Raw genomic sequence first — 18,635 nt, forward strand, 5'->3', positions numbered from 1 at the left:
ATAATCCCTGATATGGACGTTACCCTTACAACCCCTGCCCTGCTATTCCCAACCGTTTCCTTGTTAATGCTTGCTTACACCAATCGATTTCTGACACTCGCCAGCATCATCCGCAATCTGCACGAAAAATACAAAACGGATCAGGATGAAAACCTGCTCGGTCAGATCACAAACCTGCGTTATCGCGTTTATCTGATCCGCAACATGCAGATCGTTGGCGTGCTCAGCCTGCTTTTTTGCGTGATCAGCATGTTCGCCCTCTTCGCAGGCTGGACCCTCGGCGGCAATTGGAGTTTCGGCATCGCCCTGATTCTGATGATCTTATCCATGTTGATCTCCCTGCGCGAGTTGCAGGTTTCAGTGGGCGCACTGGATTTGTTGTTGATGGATATGGAAGAGCACGAAAAATTTGGATAACGTATTTTATACAGGCAGGGGGATTGACCTGTATAATGCCAGCATCATGGATTTCAACAATTCTCTGTCGCAACTTCCCAGCCCGTCTGCAAAGCGGATCGCGCTGCGCATCAGCCCGCCCGCAGAACGTGCTTTGCGTCAGGGGCATCCGTGGATCTTCGATCAATCGATCACCGAACAAAGCCACAAAGGCGCGCCCGGTGATTTAGCCGTGATCTTCGATGATAAACGCCGATTTCTCGCCATCGGGTTATACGACCCCACATCACCAATCCGCGTGCGCATTTTGCAATCGCGCGATCCTGCAACCATCAATACGGAATGGTTTCAAAACAAACTTGCCGCCGCGGCTCTTGTGCGCGCGCATTTGGAAGAAACAAAAACCACAGGCTATCGGCTCGTCCACGGTGAGAACGATGGATTGCCAGGTTTGATCATTGATCGTTACGCCGATACGCTCGTCCTAAAACTTTATACGCCCGCATGGATTCCGCATCTCAAAAGTTTTTGCGACGCGTTGGCACAAATCAGCCCAGCCAGTCATTTGATTTTGCGTCTCAACCGTTTACTTCAAAAGCAGACGGAATTTCTGCACAACCTGAGCGATGGGATGACGATCACGAATCTGACTCCCCCAAGCCTGATCCTGTTTCAAGAAAATGGCATCACCTTTGAGTCTGATCCCATTCACGGGCAGAAGACGGGCTTCTTTCTCGATCAGCGTGACAACCGCGCGCGGGTAGAAAAACTTTCCAAAAATAAAACTGTGTTAAATGTATTCGCCTACACAGGCGGATTTTCCGTCTATGCCGCGCGCGGCGGCGCAAAGGAAGTGACCAGTGTGGATGTAAGCCCGCCCGCCATCGAAGCCGCCATCCGTAACATGAAACACAATCAACACTTTCCCACTGTGGCATCTGTCAAACACGAGACCTTCGCTGAAGATGCCTTCGAAGTCCTCGCGCGGATGCAATCGCAAAAGCGACTCTTCGATGTCGTCATCATTGACCCGCCCATGTTTGCCCAAAGTGAAAAGCAAACTGCTGGAGCATTATCGGCCTATCGCAAACTGACCCAGCTTGGTCTGGGCGTTTTGCGGCGGGGCGGCACACTGGTACAGGCATCCTGCTCCAGCCGCGTGGATTCTGATTCGTTTTTCGAATCCATTCACAGGTCGGCACAAGAAGCGGGGCGCAGCTTAATCGAAATCGAACGCACAGGTCACGCCATCGATCACCCGATCCGCTTTACAGAAGGCGCGTATCTCAAGTGCCTGTTTGCCACTGCTGCGTGATTCGTCATTGCGAGACGGACGAATCCATCGCTTATAATCACCGCATGTTCTCTTTTCAAATTACATCCAAAAACAACCGCGCCCGCACAGGGATTTTCACAACACCACACGGCGACCTGATCACGCCTGTCTTCGCACCTGTTGGAACGCAGGCCACGGTTAAGACCCTCACACCCGAACACCTCAAAGAAATTCAAGCCTCGCTGGTTTTGAGCAACACCTATCATTTATATCTGCGCCCCGGCGACGAACTCGTGCGCGACATGGGCGGGCTGCACAAATTCATGCAGTGGCCCAACCCCATGCTGACCGACTCGGGCGGCTTTCAGGTTTTCTCGCTATCGAACACCCGCAAAATAGACGATGACGGCGTAACCTTCAAAAGCCACATCGATGGTTCCACGCATCGCTTCACGCCAGAAAAATCCATCGCCATTCAGGAAAACCTCGGCGCAGACATCATCATGGCCTTCGACGAATGCTCCGACCCCAACGATATTGCCTACAGCAAGATCGCCATGGATCGGACCCATCGTTGGGCGGAGCGTTCCATTAAAGCGAAGACGCGCCCCGACCAGGCTTTATTCGGCATCGTGCAAGGCGGCGTCAACGCGGACCTGCGGGCTGAGTCAGCGCAATTTATCGCTTCTCTCGATACGCCCGGCATCGCCATCGGCGGACTCTCCGTGGGCGAGACCAAACAGGAAATGCACGACACGCTCGATGTGGTCACGCCATTGCTGCCTGAAAACAAACCGCGCTACCTGATGGGCGTCGGCACCCCCGAAGACCTCATCAACGGCGTCCTGCGCGGCATAGACATTTTCGATTGCGTCCTACCGACCCGCCTGGCGCGGCATCATTCCGCGTTTGCGCCTGAAGGACGTCTTAATATGATGAACGCCACATTCGCAAGAGACGAACGTCCCATTGATGAGACCTGTGATTGCTACACCTGCAAGACCTTCACCCGCGCTTATATCCGCCACCTCATCGCGGCAAAAGAACTACTCGCTGGCACATTGATCTCCATTCACAATCTGCGCGCCTTGATCCGATTGATGGAAAAAATCAGGATCTACATTGCAGAAGGTTCATTTGAATCATATGCGCCTGAATTGCTTAATCAATGGTCAAATAATGCGAAGCGGGCAGGGAATGGATAAGCCTCCCTGAAACGGTAAGGCAATTGTGCAGGCACAAAGTCAAGGTATGATAAGGATATGAACCGATCCTTCCCTGAACAAAGTATTGAGCAGCGACTCTCCGGGTCGACAATTAACCGCTTTCTGACGGAGCTTTTCCGCAATACGGGGCAGTTTCCCATCGCCATCATCCTGCTCGAATTTTTGAACGAAGGCATCGTCTACCTCTCCCGTCCCGATTTTTACATCCTTGTGCCGTCTTCCATGCTGCAAGCCTATTTTTTGTCACGCCGGGCCAACCTGCCCCCATGGCAAAAATTTTTTGGCAACCTCATCGCGCCCGCACTCTACACCATGGTCGAGACGTTGTTCGAAGGCATGGATTTTTTCTCCGCACCCCAGCATATCGCCTATCTGATTGTCGCCTTGTTAATTGCTTTTCTGCAGGCGGCGCAGGAAAATCTGCACGGATGGTTCGCGGATACCCTGCTTGTCATCGAAAACATTATCCGCGCTGAAATTCTTTTTATCCTTTACGTGATCTTTGAAACGCTGGCCAATCCGCAGCAGACAATTTCCATCGCCGAATTTTTTACAGATACCTCCCACCGCTTTATCGGGCTCGCCACGTTCCTGCTTGGACTTTCAGTCGGGTTCGCCAACACGAACGCTCAACGTCACCTCAACCTGCTTCACCAAACCGCTGCCCAATTGAAGATCTATTCCGAATGGCTGCTCGGACGCAACCTGCTTGGACGTGCCATCAATGACCCGAATTCCATGCGCCTCTCACGGCAAAAAAGAACCGTCCTCTTCATGGACATTCGCGGCTTCACCAGTTGGAGCGAAAAACGTTCCCCGGAAGAAGTCGCTTCCCTGCTCAATCGTTATTACATGAGCGTGGAAAACCTGTTCAACAATTATCAGGTCATCAAATATAAATTCACTGCAGATGAGGTCATGGCGGTCTTCATTGAAGCCGAAGAAGCCGTGCGCGCCGCCCGTGATCTGCAAGAGACCATCACCCGTACCCTGCTGAAACGTGAACTCGGCGTGGGCGTCGGTATTCACACAGGCTGGCTCGTAGAAGGGCTGCTCGGCGGAAAAAATGTCCGCTTTTACGATGTGATCGGGGATACAGTCAACACCGCCGCACGCATTGAAAAGTCCGCGGGGGCAGGCGAGATCTGGATTTCAGAGGACACACGTCTGAGCCTTCCTGATAGAATGGCAGGTACACAAAAGGATATCATCGCAAAAGGCAAAGACCAGCCCATCACCATACACTCCATTGACCATGGTTGAACCAGGCAGCAACAGATCACGCATTTGATCAATATAACCAGAGCATGATGATGCAAATTGGTGTTCAAATTCAATAATAGGAATTACATAATGAAAAAAAACAAATGGTATCTCCACCCCGCCTTCTATATCGTAATAATCCTTTATTTTATTTTGGGCTTCAGCACCCTTCTTTTTGGGGAAAAATGGGGTAACCTGTTCTTCCTCGAGGATACATACTTCGAAAATGTTGGGGCGCTTTCGCTGGGCATTGCAGCGGTTATCTCCTTCTATATATTCGTGCTGGCTCTTAAAAACCGCAAGACTACCAACTTCCATTGGTTCAAACTGCTGGTTTATCTTGGACTGGCGTTCCTGTATTTCTTTGGTGCCGGAGAGGAGATCAGTTGGGGGCAAAGGATCTTCAATATTCCGCAACCGGAAGTATTGGCTGACGAAAACGTTCAGGAGGAGTTGAACATTCACAACCTGGCAGTATTCGAAGATAGCGACCTGCTAAAAGCCGATAACATCTTCACTGTATTTTGGGTTGGCTTCGCTGTGCTGCTCCCAGCCTTGAGTCTCGCTTCGAAAAGGTTTCCGAGAATTCATCGAAAAGCTAACCCCAATTGTCCATTGGGATATCGGCTTGTTGTTCATTTTCAACTATCTGGCAGCCCAGCTTGCCAAACCCATTTTTCATTCCTTTTATTCATACAAAACCATCACCTTCACCCAGGCGGTTCAGGAAGTCAAGGAAAGTAACTATGAAGTTCTGTTCATCTTCCTTTCCCTGGCCGTCCTGTGGGATCTGCATCGGCTGATCGAAGACAAAGCCGCCGCGCCTGCAAAGCAAAATTAACATCGACTCCAATGGGAGGCCGAGCCTCTCTCCCTGCAACGAACGAAACCCTGTTTTCCGTACTTCGCACGGAAAACTCGCCAATCAATAAGATAAAGGAAACTTAATGACTTTCTTCCACGTGGTCGTCCTTGGTATCGTACAGGGACTGACTGAATTTATTCCTGTCTCCTCCACGGCACATTTGCTTGTGGCACAAAAGATTCTCAATATTCCTGCAACCGACGCAACATTTTCATTCAGCGTCCTCGTTCAAATGGGGACAGTGGTCTCGCTATTCCTTTTTTTCTGGAAGGATCTGCTGGGCATCGCCTTTGACACCCTTAAAAACCTCGGCGGTCTGCGCAAGTTCGATCAACTGCCGCAAAATGCAAAACTTGGCTGGTACATTATCATAGCAACCATCCCCGCATTATTGGCGGGGTATTTTTTCAAGGACGCAGTCGAGGCCTTATTCAAAACGCCGCTGATCGAAGCCGCCATCCGTTTTTTCACGGCATCGCTTTTGCTTGCACTCGCCGAATACTTCGATAAAAAAATGCGCCGCCTTGAATCCATGACCTGGCTTGATGCGCTCATCGTCGGTCTATTCCAGATCATTGCAGTTTTCCCCGGCGCATCCCGCTCCGGGACAACCATCTCGGGCAGCATGTTCCGCGGCTTTGCCCGTGAAGATGCCGCACGGTTTGCATTCCTCATGTCAATACCGGTCATGCTGGCCGCAGGTTCCTACGAAATGCTCAGCGTCATTGAACGAAGCGGCACACGCGCCTTTCTGCCTTATCTGATCACTGGCTTTATCACCGCCGCGATTGTCGGGTGGCTTGCCATCAAATGGCTCATGAATTACCTGCACAACAATAAACATTCCCTGTATGTATTTTCCGCCTACTGCGCAGTAGCCGGTGTAATCGTATTGATCATCCAACAATTCTCATTATGAAAAACCTTCTCAAACAACTCGTCGAAACCGAATCTCCTTCTCACGAAAAAGCAGCAGTCGACCGCGTCGGCAGCATCGTTGCCGGTGAATGCCGCAAGCTCAATGCACAAGTCGAGATCATCCCCAATAAAAAAACAGGCGACCATGTTCTCGCCAAATGGGGAAACGACAGCAAGAACGGCGTATTGATCCTCTGCCATATGGATACCGTTTTCCCGCTTGGCACCCTCAAAACCTTTCCCTACAAAGAGGCGGATGGGAAGATTCACGGCCCCGGCACATTGGATATGAAAGCGGGCATTGTCATCACTTTGAGCGCCATCTCCTCGCTTCTTTCCAAAGGGACAGCTGCTCCACGCCCCGTCACGGCCTTGTTCACTTCCGACGAAGAGATCGGAAGCCTCACCTCACGCAAGCACATTGAATCCCTCGCGCGGGAGGCGTCCATCGTATTCGTCATGGAAGGCGCTTTGTTGGATGGATCACTGAAAACATGGCGCAAAGGCGTAGGCGAATTCAACGTCAAGGTCAAGGGGCGCGCCGCACATGCGGGTGGTGACCACAAGGAAGGCCGCAACGCCATCGAAGAAATGGCGCATCAGGTCATCGCCATCCAAAAATTGACCGATTACGAAAAACAGACCACGCTCAACGTGGGCATCATCAACGGCGGCACGGCATCAAATGTCGTCCCTGAAGAATCCACCATCGAAGTGGATGTGCGCGTCATGCAACCTGGCGAATGGGAAAGGCTCGAAGGGGAAATGAAGAAACTCAAGCCTGCACTTGATGGCACCTCCATCGAAGTATCGGGCGGGTTAAATCGCCCGCCGATGCCGTTCGGTGAAGTCAGTCAGGCGGCCTTCAAAAAGGCATCCCAGATCGCAAAGGATGTCCTTGGTATCGAGCTAAAAGCTGGCGGCACAGGCGGCGCCTCCGATGGCAATTTCGTCGCCCCGCTGGGCATCCCCGTGCTGGATGGAATGGGCGCAATCGGTGAAGGCTATCATTCCGACCGCGAATACATTTTTGCAAACAGCCTGGAAGAACGGGCGAAATTGCTGGCAGCGTTAATCGAAAACTGGTGAGTTCAGCACAGGAAGCAGTAAAATCGAAACGATGAAAAGACTTTTCGTATTGATATTCCTGCTGGCATCCTGTACTCCAGTTACAAATTCGACATCCCCCACTACAAGTCGTCACTGTGTATTCCACATCTGCTGCGATGCCGTGGCTTGCGGAGTTGTATTCCTGTGCCGAGGACATGAACGTGGCGATAGACATGTCGGCCAGTTCACCCGAGATATCCCTGCGTTTAGGCGAGCCTGAGACCATCATCTCTCCAGCCTATCAGGTCGGCGAAGATGAACTGATCGTCGTCACCCATCGCGACAGTCAACTGCAAAATCTCACACTGGAAGAAGTGCAATCGCTTTTTACGGGAAGCGGAAATCCGTCCGCGCAGGTTTGGGTCTATTCGTCAGACGCGGATATGCAAGTTTTGTTTGAGCAGCTTGTGATGAAAGGTCGAAGCGTCTCTTCATTCGCAAAGGTGGCCGTCAGCCCGCAGAAAATGTCAGAAGCGGTGGGTTCTGATTCCAATGCGGTCGGTATCCTGCCGCGAAGTTCGATGGGCTCGGGGCAGAATATCCGCGAAGTGTATTCGGCAGGAAAAGTTCCAGTGCTGGCAACGACCAAAGTGGAAGCGACGGGGATTGTTCGGGAGCTTCTGGTATGTGTGTCGAAATAGTTTTACAGGTTCAAAAATCCACAATGGAGTGTCATCATGAATCGCAAAGCCATCTTTTCATTGTTCGCCATATTCCTTTTTGCAGCCTGCACGCAAAGCCCCGCGCCGATCCCTACGGCCACCATTGTCCCCACTCCATATCCCGACACGTTATTTGTTGACCCGAATATTTCTCTCGGTGAGATCAGCCCCCTGGTCTATGGCTCCAATTATGGTCCATGGATCGCACTCTCGGTGGATGGGCTGCAACCTGCATATGATTCTGGGGTCAGTATTTTGCGTTTTCCTGCTGGCTCATGGGGAGATCATAACAATGTAACCACCATTCAGATCGACCAATTCATGACCCTGATTCAAAAGATGGGGGCAACGGCCATGATCAACGTGCGCCTGCTTGGAGGCACTCCCGAACAAGCCGCAGAGATGGTGCGCTATGTAAACAAGGAAATGAAATATGGCGTCGTTTATTGGGGGATTGGGAACGAGCCTACATTATACGATGGCGAACTAAAGAACCTGGGAGAAAGTTATGACAGCAAACGATTCAATGAGGAATGGCGTGCGTTTGCAAAAGCGATGAAGAAAGTGGATTCGAGCATAAAGCTGGTCGGCCCTGAGTCGCACCAATTGAGTTATGACTATTCAGGTGCAAGCACGAATTTTTCGAAGGAAAATGCCTTATGGATGGAAGATTTCCTGAAAGCCAACGGTGATCTTGTGGACGTTGTCTCTTTCCATCGTTATCCGTTTCCACGCTCAAGGGTTTCGGGTCCTGCCTCCATTGAAGACTTGCGGATCAATGCGCAGGAATGGGACAAAATCATTATCTACCTGCGGGATATGATCCAAAAGGAAACTGGGCGCGATCTTCCCATTGCGATCACCGAATTCAATTCAGACTATAGCAAATCTGTTGGTGGAGATTCCACGCCTGATTCTCACTACAATGCCATCTGGCTTGGGGATGTGCTTGGACGCATGGTCAAAAACGGCGTGTTTATGGCAAATCACTGGATGCTCACTTCCAAAGGCGGTTATGGCGGCTGGGGGTTGGTTGGCCGAAGCGATGTATACCCCAGCTATTACACCTATCAACTATATAAAAAATTCGGCAGTGAGCTGGTCTACTCTTCGTCTGATAACCCTGACCTGTCTATTTATGCCGCGCGGCGTGAAGATGGGACTTTAACGATCATGGTCGTTAACCTGTCGCTTGAAGAGCAAATAAAAGCCCTTCGAATTGACGGGCAGACATCCGTTAAGGGCGAAGCGTGGCTATTCGATCCGACACATCAAGCTGAAAACATGGGAATCGTCGACTTGTCCAAGGCGCCCGCATTCCCAGCGCAATCCATCACTTTGTTCATTGTGAAATAGAGGAGTGTTATGAAACGTCATTTGATTTTGTTGTGGCTCGCATGGTTCAGTTTGTTATATGGGTTTCAATGGCTTGTAACCACACGCCTGCAAGTAAAGCAGCCGGATGAAGCAGTATCATGGAGTGCCAATGAAACTCTGCCAAGCAGCAACGACGGCAAAATCTATTTACTTGAGCCTTTTATGAATCGGCAAGTTGCCTGGGATTCCGAATATTATGTCGGTATTGCGGTCGGCGGATACGATGACCCCGAGGCCGGCAGTGTGCGCAACCCCGCAACGGGTCTGTTAGTGATCAAAAATTATTCATTCTTTCCGTTATATCCCTACCTGATGCGTGTGCTGGCGCTTCCTTTGAAAGTTTTCGGCCTTTCACCGATCGGTACAGCGACACTTGCGGGGTCCATCATTGCGCTGCTCGGAACACTGGCGGGGATGTTCGCATTATGGGAAATGACCCGCGACTTACTCGACGAAGAGAGTGCATGGCGAACCGTGTTTTACATGCTTGTTTTTCCATCCGCTTTTTTCCTCGCGCAAATTTATACAGAAGGCTTGTTTATTGGTCTGGCTTTCTCATCCCTGATGTTCACGAAGCGCAAGCAATGGATCTGGGCATCGCTGTTGGGCATGCTCGCCGCCTGGACGCGCGCTCACGGCGCGGCAATGTCACTGCCTTTGCTGCTCGCCTGGGTCATGAGCATTAACTGGAAATCCGAAATCCGTTCACAATTGACCTGGAAGTGGGCACTGCAAGGTATATTTGCCTTACTTCCTTTGGGTGCATATTGTATCTGGCGCACTTCCCCACTGGGCGAAGGTTGGGCTGAATTGCAAGAGTTCTATTTTGGGCGCGGATTGATGACTATCGAAAGTTCGATCGAAAGTTGGAAGAACGCCTATTTCTATGCACGGTATATGAGTCAAGAAGGGCTGATCTATTTCAGCATTGAAGTGGCTGCAACACTCACTGCATTGGTCAGCAGCATATGGTTGCTCCGCCGCGACCCCATTGTGGCGTTATTTAGTCTGGCAGTTGTTTTGCTCTCTGCACTGAGTGGTTCGGCTCAAAGCATGGCACGCTATATGCTGATCGCGCCAGCCATGTTCATTGCGTTGGGATATTGGGGAAAAAACAAACTCTTCGATAAAGCATGGACCATTGCAAGCATTTTGTTGCTGGGAATGTCTGTATTGTTGTTCAGTTATGATATGTGGGTGGGCTAAAAAAGATAATAGCCGTGTCCTAACAAAGCCGATAACTTGCTGTTAACAAAGCAAGTTATCGGCTTTTGTATATTTGAGTTTTAAACGAATTATTTAGGGGAAATTGCAAATTAAACCTGAAATAGCTTATGTTTGGATATTTTAAGAAATTGCGTCTTGACCTAACCATTTAAATATGCAATAATGTAACCGGTTACTGTAACCAGTTACACGTGGTTATACGAAGCTATGACTAGAAAATCACACTCCGTTACTATCAGGCAAGTGGCTGAAAAGGCTGGCGTTTCTGTTGCCACCGTCAGTCGCTATATCAACCATAACGCCCCTATTTCGAGGGACGTTTCGGAGCGTCTGAAGAAGGTTATGGCGGAATTACGGTATGTTCCCCACGCAGCAGCGCGGCAATTGGCGTCTCAAAAGACGCGTGTGGTGGGTCTTCTATTAAATACCCTGCATAACGATTTTTTTGTGCCGTTATTAAATGGAATTGAGGCAGTTGTTCGTAAGCACGAATACAATCTCGTAATAGCCACCTATCTCCTGGGTAGTCGTGATAATCCCCCTCCCATTGGCCCCCATAATACAGATGGAATACTGGTCTTCTCAGACGGTCTGTCAGATGATGATCTAGTTGCTTTGCATCATAGAAATTTCCCAATGGTTCTGGTTCACCGCACCGCGCCTGAATCGGTAAAAATCCCAAGCGTTACAGTTGAAAACAAAAAAGTTTCATTCGAACTAATTAACCATCTTATTAAAGTTCATGGAAGAAAACATATCATGCTTCTTCGCGGTCCCATCTTTCAGGAGGATTCCTATTGGCGTGAAACCGGCTATAGGTCTGCGCTGGAGGCAAATGGCATTCCTTTTGATGAAAGATTGATGCTTAATGGGGATTTCGAACGTAATACTGCATATAAGGTAATGAATGAATTCATAGCCACCGAAAAGCAGGTTCCATTTGATGCAGTTTTCGCAGGCGATGACGATGCTGCAATAGGGGTTCTCAAGGCCTTGCACGAAAATGGCTATCGAGTACCAGAAGATGTCTCTGTCGTTGGTTTCGATGATCTGGGATTTTCAGCATTTTTAACTCCCCCGCTTACCACTGTTTCCGCTCCTACGGAGGCCGTTGGCCGGATCGCAACCGAACAACTATTTTCTCTCTTCGATAAACAGTCCCCCGAAGGCGTTACATTATTGCCAACGGAACTGATCATTCGACGCTCATGTGGCTGCACTACACGAGATGAGCAAAGCATAAAGGAGGTGGAAGCACTTACTATTAAATAATGGTCTCCAGTAAAGTCGTACATTCAAATTCTATTAGAGGAGAAAATAACACCATGAAGAAAAGACTATACATCCTGGCCGCTCTGATGATCGTTGCATCAATGATTTTGTCAGCTTGCGGCGGCGGTGCCCCCGCTGAGAAGGTAAAGATTCGTTGGTTCGTAGGTCTTGGTACTGGTACCGATCCTGCCCAGGTTACAGTACAGGAAGAAGTTGTAAAGGATTTCAATGCCTCCCAGGACAAAATCGAATTAGTGCTTGAGATCGTTCCTTACGACAGCGCCCGCGACACACTCTCAACCCAGATCGCTTCCGGCGCTGGCCCCGACATTGTCGGCCCAGTAGGCTGGGGTGGTTCGAACGATTTTTACGGTCAGTGGCTTGACCTCACTGATGCTATCGCAGCAACCAAATTTGACACCGGGATTTTTGATCCGGCGCTGATTAAGTTCTACCAGGTTGAGGGCGAGCAAGTCGGTTTGCCCTTCGCTGTGTTCCCTGGTGCAATGTACTTTGTGCCTTCCATGTTTGACGAGGCCGGTCTTGCCTATCCTCCACAAAAATATGGCGAGAAATATGTCCTCGACGGCAAAGAAGTTGATTGGAATTGGGAAACAGTCACCGAAGTTGCCAAGCGATTAACCATTGATATTAATGGTTTGAATTCCACCGAAGAAGGTTTTGACCGCGCCCAGATCGTACAAGTTGGTTACAGTGCCCAATGGCAATCTGTTCTTTCAGTCGCTACATTCTATGACGGCGCTGAGAAGATCTACAGCGGCGACAAGAAGGGCGAATTCAAGTCCACCATCCCCGATGGTTGGAAAGATGCCTGGAAGTGGTACTATGACGGCATGTGGGGTGATCAACCCTTCATTCCTTCCGGTCCTTTGAATGCCGCTCCTGAATTCGGCAACGGCAATGCCTTCAACACCGGCAAATCTGCCATGGGCCTTACCCAGACCTGGTACACCTGCTGTCTTGGTGATTTCGCCAAGGCTGGCAATGAATTCCAGCTCGGTATTCAACCGATGGGCGCAGATGGCAAAGTAAATGGCCGTATCGATGCTGACACCTTCCGCATTTGGAAAGGCACCAAGAATCCCAACGAAGCTTTCACAGTTTTGGCTTACCTGATCACCACCGGCGGCGACAAACTCCTGCCCGCTTACGGTGCCATGCCCGCCATTCCTTCCAAGACCCAGGCCTTCTTCGACAAGAAAGCTACGGACTATCCGTTCGTGACCCAGGAAAGCTGGGATGTCTTCAATCAAGGTTTGGCTTATCCGGATACCCCAAGTTCCGAACAGTACCAGCCGAACTCCATCGAAGCAACAGCTCGCTTCGCCACCTTCTTTGACTTGATGAACAACACTGAAGGTCTTGATTTTGAAGCCGAATACGCGAAGCTTGTGGAAGATCTAAACACCATTTATAACAAGTAAACCTGCAATGATATACTTTTGGCGGGCCGGTGAAAATCGGCCCGCCAAACTAATTTCTGATCGATTTACGAAGGGAGTACGCCCATGTTTGAAGAGCTGTCAAACTTTCGAAAATATCTTCCATCCAGAAAATCATTCCGCAATATGTCTCCGATTGCACGGAGAGAATTCAAACAGGGAATGGCGTTTTTATCTCCCTGGATCTTTGGCTTTTTGGCTTTTACATTATTACCGATCATTGCGTCCCTGATCTTTAGTTTCATGAATCTATCGATTACAGACGGTATTTTGAGCACGCCCAAATTTGTCGGGTTTGATAACTATATATACCTGCTCAAGGATCGACAGGCAGGTGTTGACCCAAGAACTTGGATCACCTGGCTTTCAGGCGGTACGCCAACTTCCATGGGCGTTACCATCACTTTCGGCTTGATCTCACTGCCGATTGGTATTCTAGTCCCCTTGGGTTTGGCGGTTTTAATGAATAACCCAAACCTAAAAGGCGCGATGATTTTCCGCAGTCTGTTCTATATGCCTTTTATCGTTCCTTTTGTGGCCGCTGTATTTTTATGGGGCGGCATGTTAAATTCTGAAACCGGCTGGATCAATCGCATATTGATTGCAATGGGAATGGCCAGGGAAGCCACTCCTGACTGGGCCAACAGCACTTTCTGGGTGTATCCTACCTATACGATCATGGGTATCTGGGGAGTGGGTAATGCCATGCTGATCATGCTGGCTGGCCTGCAAGGGGTTCCCACAGAATTGTACGATGCGGCAAAAGTGGATGGCGCAAATGGCTGGCATACTTTCTGGAAGATCACCTTCCCCATGATTTCACCGGTCATTTTCTTCAACCTTACTCTAAGCATGGTCGGACTATTTCAATATTTCCTTGTTCCACTGGTTGTCAATAATGGAACAGGCCGCCCGGGTGGCGCAACCATGTTCTACAGCCTGTATTTATTCAAGAATTTCTTCACGTATCAAGATATGTCCTATGGAGCCACTCTGGCATGGTTCCTGTTCCTCATTATTTTGCTGATTACCTTCGTGCTTTTTGGCACTTCCAAATATTGGGTCTACTATGCCGGTGACAGCCGCTCTTAAGGAGAAAATCATATGAAAAATGTATTATCCCCTACTGCAAAGAAAAGGCTGGACGGAGTAACTGTTACGATCTTTACTCTGGCGATCCTCATCATTTTTCTCTCACCCTTTGCGTTCATGATATTCACTTCACTGAAAACGCAGGATCAGATCTCAATTGTAGGCGCTCCGATTTATCCAGCAGCACCTCCCAAGATCGAATATAACGGCCAGGATTTGGAAGTTTTCATTGTGCCTCTCCCAGACGGCACCACCAAAGAACTTGCCATGTTGAAAAAGGGTCAGAAGGAAAGCATTTTTATCGACCCTGAAAATACTGCTGCAGGCGAAATCATTTGGACAGGCTCATGGCGTAACCTGGACCGTCCATGGAAATTCTCGCCAACATATTCGAATTATCAAGAAGCATGGGAAGCAATTAATTATCCGCGGCTTTTATGGAACACTCTTCAATACGCAATCTGGACCGAGATCGGCGTATTAATTTCCTGCACATTGGTTGCCTTCGGTTTTGCGCGTTTCCGTTTCCCCGGCCGCGATTTCCTCTTCGTGATTCTGATATCGACGATTTTCCTGCCCGCCTTTGTGACCGTCATCCCAACCTATACATTCTTCACCAAGATCGGCTGGGTGGGTACCTGGCTGCCACTGATCGTACCCTCGTTCTTTGCGAATGCGTACGATGTATTCCTGCTCAGACAATACTTCATGACCTTGCCGCGTGAACTGGATGAAGCCGCGATGATCGATGGCGCCAGCCCATTGCGTGTTTTGTGGTCTGTCATCATCCCGCAATCCTACCCTGCGTTGATGGCAGTCACCGTGTTCCATATCGTTTTCGCATGGAATGATTATTTTGGCCCGTTGATCTATCTCTCCACCAATCGTGATAACTGGCCCATCTCCGTTGCGCTTTCCACCTTCAACGGCATTTATGGACAGCGCCCACAACTGATCCAGGCAGGCGCGTTAATGGCAATGCTTTTACCTCTCCTGTTGTTTGTGGTTGCCCAACGCTTCTTCGTTCAGGGTATTGTTGTAACAGGTGTTGAGAAATAAGAACCTTTTCAAAACAGGAAAATAAACGCGAAGGACACAATGGGTGCTGAAAAGGGAATAAGAGTAAGAAAAGCTCCCTTTTGTGTATCCCGGTGTCCTTCGTATTTAATTGCCCAACCATCAAACGATCAAGGATATATCTATGTTAAAAGTTGCAGTGATCGGCGGAGGGTCCACATACACCCCCGAACTCATCAACGGATTTCTCGCACGCCTCGATAAATTCCCAGTCAATGAACTCTGGCTGATGGATATCGACAAGGAACGCCTCGACATTGTCGGCGGGTTTGCCCAGCGCATGGTCGAAGCCAAGGGATCTCCGTTCAAGGTCGTCCTCACCACCGACCAGCGCGCCGCAGTTAAAGACGCGGATTATGTGACCACCCAACTGCGCGTTGGGCATATGGAGGCACGTAAACGCGATGAATACCTTGGCCTGCGTCATGGCTTGATCGGCCAGGAGACCACGGGTGTGGGCGGTATGGGCAAGGCCTTACGCACCATCCCCATCATCCTTAAGATCGCAAAAGACATGCAGGAACTTTCCAAGCCAGGCGCGATGCTGGTGAATTTCACCAACCCAGCGGGTCTGGTTACACAGGCATTGAGCATGTATGCCAAGGATACGCCTTCGGTCGGCGTTTGCAACGTCCCTATCACGGCGAAGATGAGCATCCTCGAAGGGCTCGAGCAGGCCACGGGTAGAAAGATCGAGCCTGAGCGCGCGGAATTGAAAACGCTCGGGTTGAATCATCTTTCCTGGCATCGCGGGTTCACAATCGATGGTGAAGATGTCTGGCCGCAGGTCATTCAGGGATATATCGAGGAACTCAAGAAGGAAGAACATCCCGAATGGGAGCCGCGCACTGTGGAAGTGTTGCGCATGATCCCCAATTATTATTTGCAATATTTCTATCACACCGATAAGAAACTCAAGGCACAGGAAGCTTGGCCGCCCTCACGTGCTGAGGAAGTGATCGAAGTGGAGAAGGATCTGCTGCGCCAGTACGCCGACCCCGCGCTCAACGAACCGCCCGCCGATCTGATGAAACGCGGCGGCGCCTATTACTCGACCGTTGCCACGCAGCTGCTCAACGCACATTACAACGACCTCGGCGAAACGCATGTGGTCAATATCAAGAACAACGGCGCAGTGAAGGAATGGCCTGCGGAATGGGTGCTCGAAATGCCTTCCACTGTAAAAAAGAGCGGCATCACGCCGATCGCCGCCGAACCACTGCCCACCTCCTGCTTCGGGTTGATTTCGGCTGTCAAAGCCTATGAACTGCTGACCGTTGAAGCCGCCGTACATGGCGACCGCAACGCAGCGTATCAGGCATTGCTCGTCCACCCCATTGGACCCAAGGCCGATAAGGTACAGGCTGTACTCGATGACATGCTCGAAACTCACCGCGAGCATCTGCCGCAATTCTTCAAATAATAAAGAAACGCCTCATCAGGCGTTTCTTTATACAACTTTTTCTTTAAACACAAGACCTGCATGAAATATTATCTTGGAATAGACATCGGCGCAACAAAAACCGCCGCACTCATCACCGACGAAAACGGCAATCCGCTTGGCACGGGTCAAGGCGGCCCTGGCAATCACGAAACCGTCGGGTTTGAAGGCATGGAAAAAGCCATGGGCGAAGCCTTGAGTGGCGCCATTTCAAACGCCAACATTCGAATCGAAGATATCGAAGGGGCAGGCTTCGGCATTGGCGGCTATGACTGGCCTGCCGAAGAGACCATCATGCGCGCCAGTATCAACAACATCGGCTTGAAGGCTCCGTTCAAAATGGTCAACGATGTGACTCTCGGCTTGCTTGCGGGCACAAGTGAAGGCTGGGGGGTGGCCGTCGTTTCAGGCACAGGCTGCAATTGCCGCGGCTGGGATCGCGAGCACATACGCGAAGGCCGTGTGACAGGCTACGGCACACTCATGGGCGAAGGTGCAGGCGCAAGCGAACTCATCTATCGCGCCATGCAGGTCATCGGCTATTCATGGTCCAAACGCATCCCACCCACCGCTCTTGGCGATGTATTCGTCAAACACTTCAACGCGAGGAATCTCGAAGACCTCATCGAAGGCTACACCAACGGCTATTATCAGATCGGTGCAGAATCCGCGCCGCTAATCTTTCAAACTGCCGAGCAGGGAGATTCCACGGCATGCGGTCTTGTTCAATGGGCTGGCACGGAACTCGGCGAGCTTGCAAACGCAGTCATTCGCCAGTTGAATTTCGAAACCCTTGAGATCGAAATTGCCCTGATCGGCTCCATGTTCAAAAGCGGAGAAATGCTTATCGGCCCCATGCGCGAAACCGTCCACGCCCTTGCGCCAAAAGCCAAACTCATTCCAGCAGAAGTAAAACCCGTCATCGGAGCCGTCCTGCTTGGAATGGAAGCCAGCGGATTAAAACTATCCAACGAAGAGCGGACAAAAGTAAAGGCCGTCCTTGCCTGATGAAATGCCGCGCTTCTTTCTTAACGTTATGCCTGTTTGCCCTTTCATTGACATTTTGCACGCCTCAAAATTCCCCCGCCATGCCTGAGAAACCTTCCTTTCGAATCGTCGCCTACGCAACTGATGCAATCATTACCTCGTTGATCCCCTACGATCAGTTGACCCACATTAATTACTCATTCCTCATCCCCAACCCAGATGGGACGTTTAAAACGCTCAACAATTCATGGAAGCTTGAAGAGATTGTCACAGCCGCGCACGAAAAAAATGTCCGTGTGAGCATTGCGGTCGGTGGCTGGGGCTGGGACAATGAATTCGAGGCCATGGCAGCCGTCCCTGAGGCCAGAAGCGCGTTCGTTCAAAATCTCGTCGCAGTCGTTGATCAGTACCATCTCGATGGAGTCGACATCGATTGGGAATATCCAGATCAGGGGCAATCTTCGCAGAACTTTCTCGCACTGATGAAGGAATTGCGCCGGGCCCTGCCCGAAAAAGAGATCAGCACCGCCGTCATCTCGTTTGGAGACGACACCGGGCTGGGAATTCCCAGCGAAGTATTTGAGCTTGTCGATTACGTCAACGTGATGACTTACGATGGTGATATTCACGGCAGCCTCGTTGAATTCGAAAAGGGATTGGAATACTGGAGCGGGCGCGGCGTGCCGAAGGAAAAGATCAATATCGGTGTGCCGTTTTATACGCGGCCCAGTGAGATTTCCTTTGCGAAACTCGTCCAGTTCGATCCCGCCGCCGCCCAGGTGGATTCATTTGAATACAACGGCTCTCCAGAAAAATATAACGGCATTCCCGCGGTGCAAGCCAAGACAAAACTCGCCATGCAAAACGCAGGCGGCATCATGTTTTGGGCCTTGGATCACGATGCGCAGGGCGAATACTCGCTGGTCAAAGCCATTTTTGAAGTAGTGCATAAATAATTTCCACTAAATTTTCGTCCTGAGCGG

General features: G+C 50.2%; 17 protein-coding genes. All 17 read left to right on the plus strand.

The features are described 5' to 3' along the window. Positions 1-12: 12 nt before the first annotated feature. The 17 genes from IPI86_RS07390 (at position 13) to IPI86_RS07470 (ending at position 18,608) form a co-directional block, all read left to right on the plus strand. Positions 13-417 (plus strand): DUF2721 domain-containing protein, encoded by a 405-nt coding sequence (locus IPI86_RS07390; protein ID WP_345297354.1) that lies wholly within the window; start codon positions 13-15, stop codon positions 415-417. Then, on the plus strand, positions 410-1,711 hold the full coding sequence (locus IPI86_RS07395; protein ID WP_345297355.1) for a class I SAM-dependent rRNA methyltransferase: 1,302 nt from the start codon (positions 410-412) through the stop codon (positions 1,709-1,711). The genes IPI86_RS07390 and IPI86_RS07395 overlap by 8 nt, the downstream gene beginning before the upstream one ends. Positions 1,712-1,755: 44 nt before the next feature. Beyond that, on the plus strand, positions 1,756-2,877 hold the full coding sequence (tgt, locus tag IPI86_RS07400) for a tRNA guanosine(34) transglycosylase Tgt (protein WP_345297356.1): 1,122 nt from the start codon (positions 1,756-1,758) through the stop codon (positions 2,875-2,877). Positions 2,878-2,934: 57 nt separating this feature from the next. Beyond that, positions 2,935-4,161 carry an adenylate/guanylate cyclase domain-containing protein gene (locus IPI86_RS07405; protein WP_345297357.1) on the plus strand — a complete coding sequence of 409 codons (1,227 nt, stop codon included), beginning with the start codon at positions 2,935-2,937 and terminating at the stop codon, positions 4,159-4,161. A 628-nt stretch (positions 4,162-4,789) separates the two neighbouring features. Next, on the plus strand, positions 4,790-5,002 hold the full coding sequence (locus IPI86_RS07410; RefSeq protein ID WP_345297358.1) for a hypothetical protein: 213 nt from the start codon (positions 4,790-4,792) through the stop codon (positions 5,000-5,002). 106 nt (positions 5,003-5,108) lie between these two features. Next, the gene (gene uppP, locus IPI86_RS07415) at positions 5,109-5,945 is read left to right on the plus strand and encodes an undecaprenyl-diphosphatase UppP (protein WP_345297359.1); all 837 of its coding nucleotides are present in this window, start codon (positions 5,109-5,111) and stop codon (positions 5,943-5,945) included. Next, positions 5,942-7,033 carry a M20 family metallopeptidase gene (locus IPI86_RS07420; protein WP_345297360.1) on the plus strand — a complete coding sequence of 364 codons (1,092 nt, stop codon included), beginning with the start codon at positions 5,942-5,944 and terminating at the stop codon, positions 7,031-7,033. The genes uppP and IPI86_RS07420 overlap by 4 nt, the downstream gene beginning before the upstream one ends. Positions 7,034-7,149: 116 nt before the next feature. Next, positions 7,150-7,695 (plus strand): hypothetical protein, encoded by a 546-nt coding sequence (locus tag IPI86_RS07425; protein WP_345297361.1) that lies wholly within the window; start codon positions 7,150-7,152, stop codon positions 7,693-7,695. 36 nt (positions 7,696-7,731) lie between these two features. Further along, complete coding sequence (locus IPI86_RS07430) at positions 7,732-9,072, plus strand: hypothetical protein (RefSeq protein ID WP_345297362.1); 1,341 nt, start codon at positions 7,732-7,734, stop codon at positions 9,070-9,072. A 9-nt stretch (positions 9,073-9,081) separates the two neighbouring features. Then, positions 9,082-10,299, plus strand: coding sequence for a hypothetical protein (locus IPI86_RS07435; RefSeq protein WP_345297363.1), 1,218 nt, complete (start codon positions 9,082-9,084; stop codon positions 10,297-10,299). Positions 10,300-10,527: 228 nt separating this feature from the next. Next, entirely contained in the window at positions 10,528-11,592 is a 1,065-nt protein-coding gene (locus IPI86_RS07440) for a LacI family DNA-binding transcriptional regulator (RefSeq protein ID WP_345297364.1), read from the plus strand. Between the two features lie 53 nt (positions 11,593-11,645). Continuing rightward, the gene (locus tag IPI86_RS07445; RefSeq protein ID WP_345297365.1) at positions 11,646-13,037 is read left to right on the plus strand and encodes an extracellular solute-binding protein; all 1,392 of its coding nucleotides are present in this window, start codon (positions 11,646-11,648) and stop codon (positions 13,035-13,037) included. 84 nt (positions 13,038-13,121) lie between these two features. Further along, on the plus strand, positions 13,122-14,147 hold the full coding sequence (locus tag IPI86_RS07450; RefSeq protein WP_345297366.1) for a sugar ABC transporter permease: 1,026 nt from the start codon (positions 13,122-13,124) through the stop codon (positions 14,145-14,147). Between the two features lie 12 nt (positions 14,148-14,159). Then, positions 14,160-15,206, plus strand: a complete 1,047-nt coding sequence (locus tag IPI86_RS07455) for a carbohydrate ABC transporter permease (RefSeq protein WP_345297367.1) — start codon at positions 14,160-14,162, stop codon at positions 15,204-15,206. 142 nt (positions 15,207-15,348) lie between these two features. After that, the gene (locus IPI86_RS07460; RefSeq protein ID WP_345297368.1) at positions 15,349-16,647 is read left to right on the plus strand and encodes a 6-phospho-beta-glucosidase; all 1,299 of its coding nucleotides are present in this window, start codon (positions 15,349-15,351) and stop codon (positions 16,645-16,647) included. Positions 16,648-16,707: 60 nt separating this feature from the next. Continuing rightward, entirely contained in the window at positions 16,708-17,673 is a 966-nt protein-coding gene (locus IPI86_RS07465) for a BadF/BadG/BcrA/BcrD ATPase family protein (RefSeq protein WP_345297369.1), read from the plus strand. 80 nt (positions 17,674-17,753) lie between these two features. Then, positions 17,754-18,608: a glycoside hydrolase family 18 protein gene (locus IPI86_RS07470; RefSeq protein ID WP_345297370.1), complete on the plus strand. Its 855-nt coding sequence runs from the start codon at positions 17,754-17,756 to the stop codon at positions 18,606-18,608. Positions 18,609-18,635: the final 27 nt, after the last annotated feature.

This window comes from Candidatus Villigracilis affinis (genome assembly GCF_016705895.1).
Taxonomy (GTDB): Bacteria; Chloroflexota; Anaerolineae; order Anaerolineales; family Villigracilaceae; genus Villigracilis; species Villigracilis affinis.

Excerpts from the sequence above, each read along its gene's own strand:
- IPI86_RS07465 (WP_345297369.1), top strand. The coding sequence starts at position 16,708 with ATGAAATATTATCTTGGAATAGACATCGGCGCAACAAAAACCGCCGCA.
- IPI86_RS07455 (WP_345297367.1), top strand. The coding sequence starts at position 14,160 with ATGAAAAATGTATTATCCCCTACTGCAAAGAAAAGGCTGGACGGAGTA.
- IPI86_RS07460 (WP_345297368.1), top strand. The coding sequence starts at position 15,349 with ATGTTAAAAGTTGCAGTGATCGGCGGAGGGTCCACATACACCCCCGAA.
- IPI86_RS07430 (WP_345297362.1), top strand. The coding sequence starts at position 7,732 with ATGAATCGCAAAGCCATCTTTTCATTGTTCGCCATATTCCTTTTTGCA.
- IPI86_RS07470 (WP_345297370.1), top strand. The coding sequence starts at position 17,754 with ATGCCTGAGAAACCTTCCTTTCGAATCGTCGCCTACGCAACTGATGCA.
- IPI86_RS07390 (WP_345297354.1), top strand. The coding sequence starts at position 13 with ATGGACGTTACCCTTACAACCCCTGCCCTGCTATTCCCAACCGTTTCC.
- IPI86_RS07450 (WP_345297366.1), top strand. The coding sequence starts at position 13,122 with ATGTTTGAAGAGCTGTCAAACTTTCGAAAATATCTTCCATCCAGAAAA.
- IPI86_RS07440 (WP_345297364.1), top strand. The coding sequence starts at position 10,528 with ATGACTAGAAAATCACACTCCGTTACTATCAGGCAAGTGGCTGAAAAG.
- IPI86_RS07435 (WP_345297363.1), top strand. The coding sequence starts at position 9,082 with ATGAAACGTCATTTGATTTTGTTGTGGCTCGCATGGTTCAGTTTGTTA.
- IPI86_RS07445 (WP_345297365.1), top strand. The coding sequence starts at position 11,646 with ATGAAGAAAAGACTATACATCCTGGCCGCTCTGATGATCGTTGCATCA.
- IPI86_RS07405 (WP_345297357.1), top strand. The coding sequence starts at position 2,935 with ATGAACCGATCCTTCCCTGAACAAAGTATTGAGCAGCGACTCTCCGGG.
- tgt (WP_345297356.1), top strand. The coding sequence starts at position 1,756 with ATGTTCTCTTTTCAAATTACATCCAAAAACAACCGCGCCCGCACAGGG.
- uppP (WP_345297359.1), top strand. The coding sequence starts at position 5,109 with ATGACTTTCTTCCACGTGGTCGTCCTTGGTATCGTACAGGGACTGACT.
- IPI86_RS07420 (WP_345297360.1), top strand. The coding sequence starts at position 5,942 with ATGAAAAACCTTCTCAAACAACTCGTCGAAACCGAATCTCCTTCTCAC.